The 13,495-nt window shown below is 47.0% G+C and carries 12 protein-coding genes and 1 tRNA gene; 5 read left to right on the forward strand and 8 right to left on the reverse strand.

What is annotated here, in order from left to right; all coding sequences use genetic code 11:
* Positions 1 to 3: 3 nt before the first annotated feature.
* Together P0108_RS00415 and P0108_RS00420 are read right to left on the reverse strand one after the other, a co-directional pair.
* On the reverse strand, positions 4 to 648 hold the full coding sequence (locus P0108_RS00415; protein WP_174143468.1) for a dihydrofolate reductase: 645 nt from the start codon (positions 646 to 648) through the stop codon (positions 4 to 6).
* A gap of 77 nt (positions 649 to 725) precedes the next feature.
* Entirely contained in the window at positions 726 to 1,598 is an 873-nt protein-coding gene (locus tag P0108_RS00420) for a thymidylate synthase (RefSeq protein WP_116442616.1), read from the reverse strand.
* A gap of 151 nt (positions 1,599 to 1,749) precedes the next feature.
* Here P0108_RS00420 and P0108_RS00425 point away from each other — a divergent pair, with 151 nt between their 5' ends.
* On the forward strand, positions 1,750 to 2,169 hold the full coding sequence (locus P0108_RS00425; RefSeq protein ID WP_102155386.1) for an OsmC family protein: 420 nt from the start codon (positions 1,750 to 1,752) through the stop codon (positions 2,167 to 2,169).
* A gap of 130 nt (positions 2,170 to 2,299) precedes the next feature.
* On the forward strand, positions 2,300 to 3,583 hold the full coding sequence (locus P0108_RS00430) for a glycosyltransferase (RefSeq protein ID WP_050770734.1): 1,284 nt from the start codon (positions 2,300 to 2,302) through the stop codon (positions 3,581 to 3,583).
* 668 nt (positions 3,584 to 4,251) lie between these two features.
* On the opposite strand, the gene P0108_RS00435 is transcribed toward P0108_RS00430, so the two are convergent.
* From P0108_RS00435 to P0108_RS00445, 3 genes are all read right to left on the reverse strand, one after another.
* Positions 4,252 to 5,277 (reverse strand): universal stress protein, encoded by a 1,026-nt coding sequence (locus P0108_RS00435; protein WP_004105206.1) that lies wholly within the window; start codon positions 5,275 to 5,277, stop codon positions 4,252 to 4,254.
* Between the two features lie 141 nt (positions 5,278 to 5,418).
* Positions 5,419 to 6,141, reverse strand: a complete 723-nt coding sequence (locus tag P0108_RS00440) for a C40 family peptidase (protein WP_102155392.1) — start codon at positions 6,139 to 6,141, stop codon at positions 5,419 to 5,421.
* 120 nt (positions 6,142 to 6,261) lie between these two features.
* Positions 6,262 to 7,407, reverse strand: coding sequence for a CHAP domain-containing protein (locus P0108_RS00445; RefSeq protein ID WP_076002664.1), 1,146 nt, complete (start codon positions 7,405 to 7,407; stop codon positions 6,262 to 6,264).
* A gap of 185 nt (positions 7,408 to 7,592) precedes the next feature.
* Between P0108_RS00445 and P0108_RS00450 the strand changes: the two genes are divergently transcribed.
* The gene (locus P0108_RS00450) at positions 7,593 to 7,859 is read left to right on the forward strand and encodes a DUF2530 domain-containing protein (protein ID WP_012913907.1); all 267 of its coding nucleotides are present in this window, start codon (positions 7,593 to 7,595) and stop codon (positions 7,857 to 7,859) included.
* Between the two features lie 58 nt (positions 7,860 to 7,917).
* Here the strand turns inward: P0108_RS00450 and P0108_RS00455 are convergent, their stop codons facing one another.
* A complete protein-coding gene (locus tag P0108_RS00455) occupies positions 7,918 to 9,186 on the reverse strand; it encodes a sensor histidine kinase (protein ID WP_012913906.1) in 1,269 nt (422 codons plus the stop codon).
* Positions 9,187 to 9,375: 189 nt separating this feature from the next.
* On the opposite strand from P0108_RS00455, the gene phoU reads away from it, so the two are divergent.
* Positions 9,376 to 10,056: a phosphate signaling complex protein PhoU gene (gene phoU, locus P0108_RS00460; RefSeq protein WP_012913905.1), complete on the forward strand. Its 681-nt coding sequence runs from the start codon at positions 9,376 to 9,378 to the stop codon at positions 10,054 to 10,056.
* Between the two features lie 156 nt (positions 10,057 to 10,212).
* Here the strand turns inward: phoU and P0108_RS00465 are convergent, their stop codons facing one another.
* A complete protein-coding gene (locus P0108_RS00465; RefSeq protein ID WP_410310986.1) occupies positions 10,213 to 10,953 on the reverse strand; it encodes a phosphoglyceromutase in 741 nt (246 codons plus the stop codon).
* Positions 10,954 to 11,288: 335 nt separating this feature from the next.
* Complete coding sequence (gene lysS / locus P0108_RS00470; RefSeq protein WP_012913904.1) at positions 11,289 to 12,986, reverse strand: lysine--tRNA ligase; 1,698 nt, start codon at positions 12,984 to 12,986, stop codon at positions 11,289 to 11,291.
* Between the two features lie 273 nt (positions 12,987 to 13,259).
* Between lysS and P0108_RS00475 the strand changes: the two genes are divergently transcribed.
* Positions 13,260 to 13,333: transfer RNA gene (locus P0108_RS00475), tRNA-Pro, on the forward strand.
* Positions 13,334 to 13,495 lie beyond the last annotated feature (162 nt).

Consider the following 13,495-nt stretch of genomic DNA (forward strand, 5'->3'; position numbering starts at 1 on the left):
TTACTAAGCAGGCTCATATACCATAAACCGGTATCGTGCAGGATTGCTTTCGCTACCAACTTTTAGCGGCGCTTCCTCAAACTCGCCTTCGCGCACAACATGCCATTTTCCTGCATCAACTAATGCATGAATATTCGGAGCAAATGTGTCCGCTGCAACTTTCGCATCAATTTGCGTTACGTAAGCTGCGTCTGCGTGATAATTCGCAAGCATTTCGCGCAAAATCGCAGCTCCGCCAATAACCCAGATTGCTGGGCCATCTTGAGGCGAGTCTTGAGATACGTTTTGAGATACGCTTTCCTGACTTTCCAGCACTTCCCTATTTTCCAGCCATTCGCGCGCGTAATCCAAAGCCGCGTCAATGCTAGTAAAACTACGCGCTCCATCTGCTACAAAATCAGGATTATGCGTAACAACAATATTTTCGCGACCCGGAAGCGGACGGAATTTCGGAGGCGTCGCATCCCATGTACCGCGACCCATAATCACAGGGCAGCCGATAGTCATCGCCTTAAAATAGCGCAAATCCGGCGAAAGTCGCCACGGCATGCCTCCGTTTACGCCCATAGCGCCGGGCTTGCCGTCCAAACCAGAAGCCTCGCCCCAAATCAGTCGCACAGGGAAATTATGCGACACGCTGTTTGCCATATACGCACCTCACACGCTAAAACAAGCTAAAAATTAAACTAAATCAAGCAAAATCAAGCAAAATAATTTGCAATCAATCACACCGCAACCGGTGCTTTAATCGTCGGATGATGCTTGTAATCAACCACCTTAAAATCGCTGTAATCGTAATCAAAAATCGAATCCGCCTTACGAATTTCAAGCTGCGGATACGGGTACGGCTCGCGCGAAAGCTGCTCAAGCACCTGCTCAACGTGATTGTCATAAATATGGCAATCGCCGCCCGTCCACACGAACTCGCCCGGCTCAAGACCTGCTTGCTGAGCCATCATCATCGTCAAAAGCGAGTAAGACGCAATGTTAAACGGCACGCCAAGGAACATATCGCAAGAGCGCTGGTAAAGCTGGCACGAAAGCTTGCCGTCAGCAACGTAAAATTGGAAAAGCGAATGGCAAGGCGGCAACGCCATATGCTCAACTTCCGCAGGATTCCAAGCGCTAACAATCATGCGACGAGAATCCGGGTGATTCTTCATAAGATCCAGCACGTTTGCGATTTGGTCGATTGTGCGGTTTGGATTTTCCGCGGTTGGCGCCGGCCAACTCCTCCACTGCACACCGTAAACAGGACCCAAGTTGCCGTTTTCGTCCGCCCACTCGTCCCAAATGTGAACGCCATTTTCCTGCAACCAACGCACGTTACTCGAACCCTTAAGGAACCAAAGCAACTCGTACGCAAGTCCTTTGAAAAACACGGTTTTCGTGGTGATAAGCGGGAAATATTTGCTAATGTCGAAGCGGATTTGCTGACCAAAAAGCGAAATCGTACCAGTGCCTGTGCGATCTGATTTTAGGGTGCCTTCCGTAAGGATTTTTCGCACTAAATCCTCGTAAGGAGTTGGGATGCTGGAAAGCGGTTTTTGTGGTACACGCGCGCGAATTGCTGCAAGTTCTTCTTCTGTTAAAGCCATGCTGCCATGTTAACAAAGTGCTAATAAATTTAAAGAATTGCGCTCGTAAAACCATATGCATACCACGCAAAACGCTAACTTCTGCAATTGAACGCAAAGTTACAATCCTTACGATAACATGAACAAATACGACTACAGCAAAGGAGCAAAAATGTCTAGAAGATTATGGGTAGAGCGCAACGAGGACGGCACTTGGGAAGCACACAGCGACGACGGTGTGAGCTTGAAGTTTGGTCACGGCGAAGGCATGTTCAACCCGGTTGAATTAATGCAAATCGCTTTAGCTGGTTGCACAGCTCTTAGCAGCCAGTACGCTGCAGAACACGCTATTGGCGAGGGCGCTGGAGCGCGAGTTGTAGTAAACGGCACGTACGACGCGGAGGAAGGCGCATACTTGCGTTTTCAAGAAGACGTCACTCTTGACGCGACTTCGGCAAAACCTGCGCTGAGCGAGGAAGATGCGTCCGCACTAAAAGAGCGCATGGAACGCCACATTTCCAGGGGTTGTACTGTTAAGCATACGCTCGAAAAAGGCGCGCAAGTTAGCGTAAACGTTACGGTTCGCAGCTAGAATAAGCCAAAAGTCGCACCAAAAGTCGCGAAAAATCACACTAAAATTCACCACGTGTGGCACAATTGAGTACACAAGATATTTGCGCAATAATGACGCTACGCATGCATGTATGCAACCGGAGGAAACTTTGAAAATCGCTATTTTTACCGAAACGTATCCACCGTACATAAATGGCGTCGCAACACAGTCTTATATGCTCAAAAAGATGTATGAAGAGCTTGGGCATGAAGTGCTAGTAGTCACGGTCGGCTCCGAAAAACAGCGCAAAACCAAGCTTGAAGATGGAGTTGTTTACGTTCCGGGCATATTGCTTAAAAAGCTTTACAAATACCGCGTTGCGCTTCCGATTGGTCACATGCGAAAGCAACTTCCTCTTAAATTTAAGCCGGATGTCATTCATATTCAAAACGAATTTGGCATTGGCGAAATCGGCTTGGAAGTAGCAAAAAAAGAGCATATTCCCGTTATTTACACGCTTCATACAGAATACGATAAATTCCTGTTTTACATTGGCTTAAAGCATTTTACTGAGTTCTCTCGCAATATTTCGGCGAAATATTTTATGCGATTCTCGAAAAATGCCACAATTATTACGAGCATGTCTCCTAAAGCACAGGCATATATTGACCGTCAGAAGGTTGATAAAAAAGTAATTGTGCTGAATAATGCTGTGGAATATAAAAAGTTCCTACCAACGCCTGAGCGACTTGCATTCCGCAAAGCTTTCCGCGAAAAATATGGCGTTTCTGACTCTACTAAGCTGTTTGTTTTCGTTGGTAGAATCGGCGCTGAAAAAAATATTTCAGAATTAATTGACAACTTTATGTATTGCGATTTTCCTCGCGAAAAAGCGCGCTTATTTGTTATTGGCGGCGGTCCTGATTTGGAATCGTTGCGCAAGCGCGTGGCAGATAATGGTTTTGACGACAGAATTTGCTTGCTTGGGCCTATTGCTCACACGGAAATTCCAAAGTATTTGCACGCAATGGACTACTACACAACCGCATCACTTTCCGAAATGCACTCACTTTCGATGTTAGAAGCAATGGCTTCCGGTCTGTTTGCGCTTGTAAAGCATGATGTACCGAATGAGAAGCAGATTATCAGCGGTCAAAACGGGTATCAGTGGGATACTAAGGAAGATTTTAAAACTGTTTTTAGTAAAGTTTTGAATATGAGCGAGGCTGAGCAGGCTCAGCTTAAGGCGAACGTGCTCGAGTATTCGAAAAATAACGATTTTAAGAGCCAAGCGCGTGAGCTGCTTAAGATTTACAAGCGCGCAATCGAGATGAATAAAGAAAAGCTCGCTGAAAAGAAAGCTAAGCGAGATGCCAGGCGCGCGCGTTTTATGCTGAAAAAGCGCGAGAATACTGAAGCGGAGTCGCAAGAGCCGCAAAAGCCGCAAGACTAGATGACCTGCGCGCTCCAAATGTGGGATAAAATCCCCGGCAAATGTGGTCAGCTTCGGCAAAACCAACAACAAACGCCAGTAAAAACTCCGGCAAATGTTTCACTACGCCGGTCTTCAGACACGCGCGCAGCGCGACGACCTGCTTTCGCGCTGCGATTTTAGCGCGCGAAGGCAATTCGGAGCGGAAACTCGCTTAAGTTGGAAGTCCAGTGGACTTCCAACGCGAGTTTCGCGCGCGAGCGTAATCAGCGCGAGCGCAATCTGCACGAATGTCTCAAAACAAGCAAAATGAGACCCTAATGCAGTACGCAATCTGCACTAATGTCCGAAAACAACCAAACAGAGACAATAACGCAGTAACTCATCTGCACCAGTGTCTCAAAATGGGCAAAATGAGACACGCGCGCAGAAAGCAAGTCAACGCTAGTAATTCAATGCTCAAGCAGGTCGTCAGCGCACACAAAACACAACCTAGTTTCTAAAGCATAACCACACTAACCTGCCCTGCCTTCGTCAATCGAGACGAAGGCAGACCTCGCTTGCGTTGAAAGCACACCGTGCTTTCAACCCTAAGCAAGCTCGGCGCTCCGAGTTGCTTTCGCGCGCGCTGTGCTGCGCTCAAGCAGGTCGTCGCAGCAACGCGAGCGTTATCCCAAGCAGTCGTTGCATTATCGCAGCGGATCGATTGTTTGTTCAATCTCCTTAGCAGCTTCTTTACCAGCCTTCGGCACATCAACCTCATGCACTCCGGAAATATCGTCAATAGACGCTTCAGAATGCTGCTTTTGCGCTGCCGCAACCTGAGCTGCACTAAATTCCACATACTTGCGCGGCACAACGTACACAGGCCTCGAAGAATGCTGCAACAATCCCTGGCTAATCGAGCCAAGCAGCAAACCGGTAAAGCCACCGCGACCGCGAGAACCAACAACCACAAGATCATGATTCAAACTAGCTTGAGTCAAAGCTTCAACAGCAGAACCAGGCACAACAGTTCGATGAATTTGCAAATCCGGCAAACGCTGCAAAATTGGCTTCACGCGCTCCTCAAGATCCTCCATGTACGAGCCCATAACAGCGGTATCGCCCTCAGCACCTTGCACTCTTGGCACTGCAGAAATAACATCAAGCTCAGCATGCCAGCTATCCGCCAAATCAGCCGCAATTTCAAGAGCTTTAAGCCCCCACTTCGACTCGTCAGAGCCAACAGCCACACGCGTAATCGTATTATTCAAATGAATACGCTGACCGTCATCGTCAGTGTAAGGCACAACCACAATTGGGCAATACGCATAAGCTGGAAGCGAAGAACTAGTTGTGCCGAGCAAACGCTCTGCCAAGCCACCTTTGCCGCGATTGCCAATCACAATAAGCTGATAGTTACGAGAAAGCTCCACGAAAACCGAAGAAGGATCGCCCGTAACAATTAGCGTAGTCGCGTCAACACCCTGCTCAAGAGCAACAGCTTTTGCTTTAGATAGAATTTCTTGTGCATCGTGATGAGCTGCATTATCGTCACCAATCGCAGTGTAAGTGGCATCAAAAGAAACAGCAGCATAACTCGGCAACGAATAAGCGCAAACAATTTGCAATTGCAACCCAGCATGCTTTGCGTAATTTGCAGCCCACCAAACCGCTTTATAGCTCGCGTGCGAGCCGTCAACTCCAACCAATACAGCTTTTTCTGGGATCATTGCCAACCTCCTCATACTTGCACTTGCGACAGCAGCGTCACTCGCGCACAACTTGTAAATACTATTGTAGCGTAATTTTAGATTGAGTGTTGGCCAGTTTTGCGATATATGACTACAGAAACTCTACAGAAGCTATAGAAACTACAGAACGCGACGAATAGAGTATCCGCCTGGGAACACGCAGCGGATAGGATCGTACTTAGTGCCAGCAAGCTGCGAATTAATTACCATGCCGTTACCAACATAAATAGAAGCATGCTGCGCATTCGCGATAATATCTCCAGGCTGCGCTTGAGCCAAACTTGGGATTGGGGTTCCAACAGTTGCCTGCGCTCCAGAAGTACGAGGCAAAGAAACACCAACACTAGCAAAAACATACTGCACAAAACCGGAGCAATCCCATCCAGCAGGAGTATTGCCACCACTACGATACGGAACTTTGCCTAAGAATTGAGTAGCAAAATTCAAAAGAGAGGCAACAGACTTACCGTCAGGAGGAACTACAGAAGCAAGAGGAACCTGCTCAGCACCACTGCGGAAACCAGAACGGCTTGCAGCGGCATTTCCAGCAAAAGCACGGCGTGCCGTTTCAGCAGCTTGTTCGCTAGGAGTCTTAGTTTGAGGTACATTCAAGCTTTCTATACCACCCCAATGGGAATTTGCGTCGACATCAGTAGAAGTAGATTCAGTTAAAATATCGCGACGCACATTCGTCACCTTTGGAAATGCGCGCGTAGAAGTGACAGCTGAGTCGGAAAGCTCATGCGAAGATTCTGCCATGGCGAATGGCACCATAACAGTAAGCATTGAAGCTGCAGCGGCAGCTGATACAAAAACTGAGAAAATTCTACTTTGTTTTAGCATACTTTCCGTAGTGTATCATCTGGGTATTACATACGAGAAAAATAGCAACGCCAGTAATAAACAAACTAATTTTAGTAACAAACAAAGCAGCTCTAGTAACGAAGCTTCAGTAATGCAGCTTTAGTAATGAATAAACTGATATTGAGAAACTTTCTTAGCGTCAAACTTGCGCGAGAAAGTTCGTCCTTGGTAAGAAGCGCCACATTCAGAAGTTTCAATAGAACCGTCTGAATTAATTTTCTCAACAACTGCAACGTGCCCATAGAATGGATCAGAACCAGCCTGACCTGAGCGGAACACCATGATATCGCCAACATGACGAGCGGAATTATCTACCCAATAGCCAAGACTGCGCGCAGAATCAGCCCACATATTTCCGTTGCCAAAATGCGAGCCAACAGGCAAACCTAACTGATGGCGGCGAATATACACCCACCACGTGCACTGGCTGAACTCATACGCGTTACCGGTATCCCCAGTTGCGTGATTTGGATTAAAGCCCTTCGGCAAAACGTCAAAGTCTTTATCTATCAACAAAGCAACCTTAGGATTATTCGCAGCAGAACGCGACATTTCCGCAATATTAAAGCCTGAATCAGAACCTAAATTCCACGAATCAGACTTCGAAGATATAGTAGAAAAAGTGCCAGGTTGTACTGAATTAGCAACCTTACTGGCTAAGTTTTTATGCTTCGAATCCGAGCGGGCAGAACTATTTTCATTCGCGCTATTTGCAGCATCAGCAGAATCCGCATTATGCAATTTCTTAGCAGCATTCTCAATAGAGTCAACAGTGTTATTAATAGTCGCCATAGGATCAAGAGACTCACGCTGGCTAGAACGCGAAACTGTTGAAGATGCGTCGCCAACTGCAGTCATAGACGGCTCAAATTCGGAAGCGCGAGAAGCAAAACTATTAACCTTAGTTAAAGCCATAGTAGCTGCAACAGTACCAACCATTGCAACAAGAGAAGCCGAAAGTATTACATTGCGACGACGTTCATTAGCAAGCTTAGACAACCTAAGCGCGCGCCTGCTTTGAGGAACAAGCTCCTGTAAACGCTCAGAAACAGCTTCTGGAAGCTCTACAACAGCACCATTGCTAGTAGCAACCGCAGCCAAACGCTCACTAACACGATTAGTCTGAACAGAACGCATACCGCGCACACTATGCGCACCATGCGCACCATGCTGAGCTACAAACAGCGAAAGCGGCGAATCACCACGCCTCTTTGCTTTTGTGGCACCATGTGCAGCATGTCTCATACTAATCACTTTCTTATGTTAAACGTGGAACGCAGCGCACAAACGCTACACCCCCAACTGACTTTCCTTCAATCTTCTATGTGAAAGGTTACAACGTGGTTAGGATGTAAGAAACGCACACAACCTAAATCCGCCAATTTTCGCGCTTAAGCTGCACTTGTCACACTTAGACTTCGGTAAGTTGTATGGTTGGAAGTATGAAATTCGCACCTATAGTTAATCCTGATGCACGAAAAGCAGCGCCGAAACCGCTGCAAGTTGATTTGCGAAAGGTTTTTTCTATAGGAACGATCGCGTGGTTAGTCGCAACAATAATTGCGCTTATTGTTGCATTATTGCATATTACAACTTGGTTTCCTGTGTTGTTTTGCGCATCGGGAACAATTATTGGCGTTCTGCTATTAATTTGGGAACATTTTGACCGCTGGGACTATAGGCGTTTAGGAAAATAGTTTATTGCTGATTTGCTAACTTACCGCTAACTTTCCTACTTGCTGAATTATTTACTACTTATTTATTTACAATTGGTAGCGCAAAACTTACGGTAGTACCCTGCCCTGGCATGCTCCAAAGAGTAATATTTCCGTGGTGTGTAAGTGCCACATGCTTAGCAATTGCAAGCCCTAAACCTACGCCATCCTGGCTTTGACTATTTTGATTATTCGCACGATAGAATCGTTCAAAAATTCGCGACTGATCTTGCAAATCAATGCCAACTCCGCGATCTACAACACGAATCACAGCGTATTGACCATCTGTTGAAAGTGACACAGATAGCGAAACTGTAGAATTTTTTGGAGAATACGTAATTGCATTCTCAACTAATTTCCGCACTGCAGCTTGAATTTGCGAAATTTCACCGCGCACGCATAGGTGCGAATCGACTTTTGACACGACGCGTACGCAACAATCCTTAGCAAACGCAGCAACTTGATTTTGCACATACGACAAAACATCATTCAAAGAAAATACTTGCGCAGAATCTAAATCAATAGGATTTTGAGCGCGAACCAGCCATAACAAATCTTCAAGCATGTGCTCAAGTTTCTTGGAAGATTTACCGGCAATTTGCGCAATATCTTTAATTTTTTGCGCAGATACCTGTTCGTTTTGCAAAACTTTCGTAAGCTGAGTTAAGTTGCGAGTAGATCGCATTAACTGCTCAGAAACGTTGGAAATAAAGTCGTCGCGAGTTTGCGCAAAACGGTGAGCTGCACTCGTATCCTCAATAATTACAACTACAATACCGCCTCCAATGCTTCCAGCCGTAACAGTAAGCCAATTAGGGCGCGAAACAGTGGTTGACTCTTGAGGATTTGCGGTTATTGACACATAACGCTCAGGGGTCGAAGTAACCAAAGAGAAGCGCTCGAATCCGCCAGAAGCGCGTACGGAATTAACAGCTTGAAGAACGCGAGGCTGACATAGCGAATCATCGCTAACAACACCTAGCAAATAAGCTTCAGAACTTGCGCGAATTACGTCATTGTTGGCATCAATGACAACAGTTGGCATGTCGAGCATTGCCAAAACTTGGGACGCGTCGTCGCTGATGTCGTCGCTTGCGTTGTCGCTGATGTCGTCGGTTATGTCGTCGCTTTCGTCATACTTTGCGCCATACCTTGCGCCACGAATATAATTAAACGCTCGCTTAAAAAGACGCAAAACTGTAGAAAACCAATCAGACATCAACACACACAACGAAAGCACAACGCACAACGCAAGCACGCCGAAAGCAACAAATACAACGATCACAACCGCAGAAGAACCTTGAGGCATACTCCTATAATCTCATATTTTGCGCGCTTTTGTAACTATGCAACTAAAAAGCGGCAGAAACTTTACACGGCTGTAAAGTTTCGGTCGCTTCGTTACCAGCGTCGTCTATAATTACATAGGATGCCTGACTTATAGCGACGTGCAAACTAGGCGTTCAAATAAACTCACAGCACTGAGAAAGGACGCACCATGCGAGTAATTTTCAACGAAGAAATGAAGGCGATTGCTTCAAACATCGAACGCATGGCAGAACTTGTAGCAAAAGCTATGAACGATGCTGGAAGCGCGCTTTTAAACGCGGATTTGGAAGCTGCTCAAACTGTTATCGATAAAGACGCAGACTTAGACGCTTTAGAAGCAAACACTATTGACCAATGCTTGACTTTGCTTGCTCGTCAAAACCCTGTGGCAACGGACTTGCGCGAAGTTGTAGCTACAATGCGATTAGCTGCAACGTTTGAACGCATGGGCGATTTAACAAGTCATATCGCTCAAATTACTAGACGAACCTGGCCTGAATCTGCTATTGCACAAGAAGGACGCGAAACTATTGTTGCAATGGTTGATTTCTTGCGCGAACTGTCAGGTCACTTAACGACCATGGTTGCAAATCGCGACGTGCAAATTGCGGAAACTATTATTGCTGGCGACGATGCACTCGACAAATTGCACGAGAAGATTTTTGAGCTGGTAGAAGGCGAAAATTGGAAGGGTACACGCAGGCAGTTAATTGATGTCGTTCTGCTTAGCCGCTTTATTGAGCGAATTGGAGACCATTGCGTTGCTGTCGCAAGGCAAATTGTGTTTATTGTTTCCGGATTCGATCCGTCCAAGAAACCAGAGCCAGATAAAGACACTGTTGTAGCGTAACGCGGTTACAGCAAAACACGCTACGCAATTTCAAGTTACTCAAAAGTGCGCACGAAAATAAAACGTGAATAAAAAAGTAGGTCTGCAAATCAATTGCAAACCTACTTTTATTGTAAAAGCTAACTTAAGCAGTTCAAAGCTAACTTAATCAGAGTCTCACTTCTGACCTTGAGCAGCCACGGCAGCAGCGCCGGCAGCAGCAGCTTCTGGATCCAAATACTCACCGCGAGGCTTGATTGGCTTGAAGTTCTCATCCAACTCGTAAAGCAGAGGAATAGCGGTTGGAATGTTCACCTTGGAAATCTCTTCCTCGCTCAAGTTGTCGAGCATCTTAACGATTGCGCGCAAGCTGTTGCCGTGAGCAGCAATCATTACAGTCTTGCCGGACTTAAGCTCTGGAATAATATCCGACTCCCAGTAAGGAGTTACGCGAGTCACAACGTTTGCCAAAGCTTCAGTTTCTGGAACTGGATCGCCTGCGTAACGAGGATCATTCGTCTGAGAATACTCATCGTTTGGATCAATCTCAGGAGGTGGAGTTGCGTAAGAACGACGCCAAATCATGAACTTCTCATCGCCATATTCCTGACGAATCTCAGACTTGTTCTTACCTTGCAAAGCACCATAATGACGCTCGTTCAAACGCCAGCTGCGACGAACTGGAATCCACAAGCGGTCGGCTGCATCAAGCGCGTAATTCGCGGTATTGATAGCGCGGCGAAGCAAAGAAGTGAACACGATGTCTGGAAGAACGTTCTTCTCTTTAAGAAGCTCGCCACCATGCTTAGCTTCCTCAACACCCTGCTCAGTCAGCGGTACATCAACCCAACCAGTGAACTGATTGGTCTTATTCCATGCGCTCTGACCATGTCGGAGCAATATTAATTTGTATGTCATAGTCACCTAGTTTATTAACGCCTTACGACGACAGACCCAAATGCTCCAAATGTGAGAAAAGTTGCGCACATTTGGAGCGATACACCACACCAAACACTCCAAACGCGGGCGCGACGACATGCTTGAGCGCAGCACAGCGCGCGAAAGCAACTCGGAGCGGAAACTCGCTCAAGTTGGAAGTCCAGTGGACTTCCAACGCGAGTTTCGTAAGCGAGCGCTTATAGCGCGAGCGTCCCATCGCAAATGGAGCACTACGCAACAACCTCATCGCATACAAAAAAGCCGCTGAATGTTAACCAACATCCAACGGCTTTATATCCCTTAAAACTTACCAACTAGCGAAGAGGCTTCACGAGTGGGAAGGTAATCGTCTCGCGAATAGTTGCGCCCGTAAGAGCGATCAGCAAGCGATCAATACCCATTCCCATGCCGCCAGCAGGAGGCATACCGACGCCGAGAGCCTCAATGAAGTCCTCGTCAATATCCATTGCCTCAACGTCTCCAGCCAAAGCATCCTTAGCTTGAGCAACAAAACGCTCGCGCTGCACAACAGGATCGTTAAGCTCGGAGTAGCCGGTTGCAAGCTCAAATCCACGCACATACAAATCCCACTTTTCAACCATTCCTGGCTTTGTGCGGTGACCCTTAACAAGAGGGCTGGTCTCCACTGGGAAGTCGCGCACAAACGTTGGCTCGTAAAGCTTATCCTCGTAGAAGTGCTCCCACAAGTGCTCAACCAACTTGCCGTGATTTTCCACGTCATCGCGCTCAACGCCAAGCTTGTCTGCAATCGCACCCAAATGCTCAACAGAAGTTTCCGGAGTAATCTCCTCGCCCAAAGCCTCAGAAAGCGAGCCGTACATGGTAATCTGCTTCCATTCGCCACCAAAATCGTATTCTTCGCCGTTGAGCAAAGTCACCTTAGTAGATCCGAATGCGTCTAGTGCAGCCTTCTGAATCAACTCCTTGGTAAGAGCAGCAATCGTATCGTAGGTGCCGTAAGCTTGGTAAGCCTCAAGCATTGTAAACTCTGGAGCGTGAGTTGCATCCACGCCTTCGTTGCGGAAATCGCGGTTGATTTCGAACACGCGCTCAATGCCACCAACCAAGCAACGCTTCAAGAAAAGTTCAGGCGCAATGCGCAAATAAAGATCAATGTCGAAAGCGTTCATGTGAGTTGTAAATGGACGAGCAGCAGCACCGCCATGAACCGTTTGCAACATTGGAGTTTCGACTTCCAAGAAGTCATGACTGTCGAAAGTGCGGCGAAGCGAAGCCACAGCGCGCGAACGCCTGCGAACCATATCGCGAATCTTCTCGTCCGCAATCATGCCAATATAAGGCTTGCGCGTACGAGTGTCGTCGCTTAATTCCTTATGCAAAGCCGGAAGCGGCTGCAAAGCCTTAGCCGCAATCGCCCACTCGGTTGCAAATACAGAAAGCTCGCCAGTCTTAGAAGAAATCACGCGACCACGAACGTACAAGTGGTCACCCAAATCCACCATCTGCTTAAAACTTTTAATGGACTCCTCACCAATTTCCTTCTTGGAAACCATCGCCTGAATCGTAGTACCGTCACCGGCAGAAAGCTTAACAAAGCACAAGCCGCCAGCGTTACGCAAGAAAAGCACGCGACCTGCAATACCAACCTCGGTATCGGTTTCTTCGCCTGCTTCAAGCTTGCCATCGAAATCAGCACGCACCTTTTCGATTGTGTCAGTAACGTTAAGATGCACAGGATAAGGCTGCACACCCTCCTTAAGCATCATTGCGCGCTTAGCAACGCGCATCTGTACCTGCTCAGGATGAGCTTGTGGCCCAAATTCTTTATTGCTTGGGTCGATTGCTTCATCCAGGGTTGCGCCTTCGTTTACGCGCTTGGCGATTGCCTCGTCTTGAGCGAGTAACATTTCGGCATGTTCAACAGTGTCAATTTCATTGACGGTATCTGTTGCTTCGTTTTCTGCTGCATTTTTAGCGGCAGATTCTGCGGCACTTTGCGCGGCAGACATTGCAGTATTGGTGTCAGTCATAAACGCTAATTGTAGCCAGTAGGTAATACAGGTTTTATACGCGACTTGCAGCGATAATTTGTAATATGTTTGCACAGAAGCTGTAGCGATAATTTGCGATATATTTACAAAGGAATTCCGCAGCCTGTAGCAATATGCTTACGCGGGACTTACTTTGCGTGACTTGCTTTGCGTGACTTGCACACGCTTTACAATAATTTGTATTAGCCAACATGTAACATTACGGACGTTGTTGGAACTTTTATGCGCATATGCTTTCGCTAGTTTCAGCATCGGGCTGTAGCGCAGTTTGGTAGCGCGCTTCGTTCGGGACGAAGAGGCCGCGGGTTCAAATCCCGCCAGCCCGACTTTTGATTTCTAGAATCACCCTCCACCCACGCACACGCAATTCCGACATTTCCTATACGCGGTTGTAAAATTTCTGCCGAATTAAGGCGCGTAGGCGATATTTCCTTTACACGTGCGTAAAGTTTCTGCCGCAATTTGGCGTAAAAACGGCAGTTTCTTTA

The organism is Gardnerella sp. c10Ua_244, assembly GCF_055818055.1.

Bases quoted from the DNA above. Each gene is read 5' to 3' on its own strand.
- phoU (WP_012913905.1), top strand. From the start codon at position 9,376: ATGCGAGTAATTTTCAACGAAGAAATGAAGGCGATTGCTTCAAACATC.
- P0108_RS00415 (WP_174143468.1), bottom strand. From the start codon at position 648: ATGGCAAACAGCGTGTCGCATAATTTCCCTGTGCGACTGATTTGGGGC.
- P0108_RS00450 (WP_012913907.1), top strand. From the start codon at position 7,593: ATGGTTGGAAGTATGAAATTCGCACCTATAGTTAATCCTGATGCACGA.
- P0108_RS00425 (WP_102155386.1), top strand. From the start codon at position 1,750: ATGTCTAGAAGATTATGGGTAGAGCGCAACGAGGACGGCACTTGGGAA.
- lysS (WP_012913904.1), bottom strand. From the start codon at position 12,986: ATGACTGACACCAATACTGCAATGTCTGCCGCGCAAAGTGCCGCAGAA.
- P0108_RS00465 (WP_410310986.1), bottom strand. From the start codon at position 10,953: ATGACATACAAATTAATATTGCTCCGACATGGTCAGAGCGCATGGAAT.
- P0108_RS00440 (WP_102155392.1), bottom strand. From the start codon at position 6,141: ATGCTAAAACAAAGTAGAATTTTCTCAGTTTTTGTATCAGCTGCCGCT.
- P0108_RS00455 (WP_012913906.1), bottom strand. From the start codon at position 9,186: ATGCCTCAAGGTTCTTCTGCGGTTGTGATCGTTGTATTTGTTGCTTTC.
- P0108_RS00445 (WP_076002664.1), bottom strand. From the start codon at position 7,407: ATGAGACATGCTGCACATGGTGCCACAAAAGCAAAGAGGCGTGGTGAT.
- P0108_RS00435 (WP_004105206.1), bottom strand. From the start codon at position 5,277: ATGATCCCAGAAAAAGCTGTATTGGTTGGAGTTGACGGCTCGCACGCG.
- P0108_RS00420 (WP_116442616.1), bottom strand. From the start codon at position 1,598: ATGGCTTTAACAGAAGAAGAACTTGCAGCAATTCGCGCGCGTGTACCA.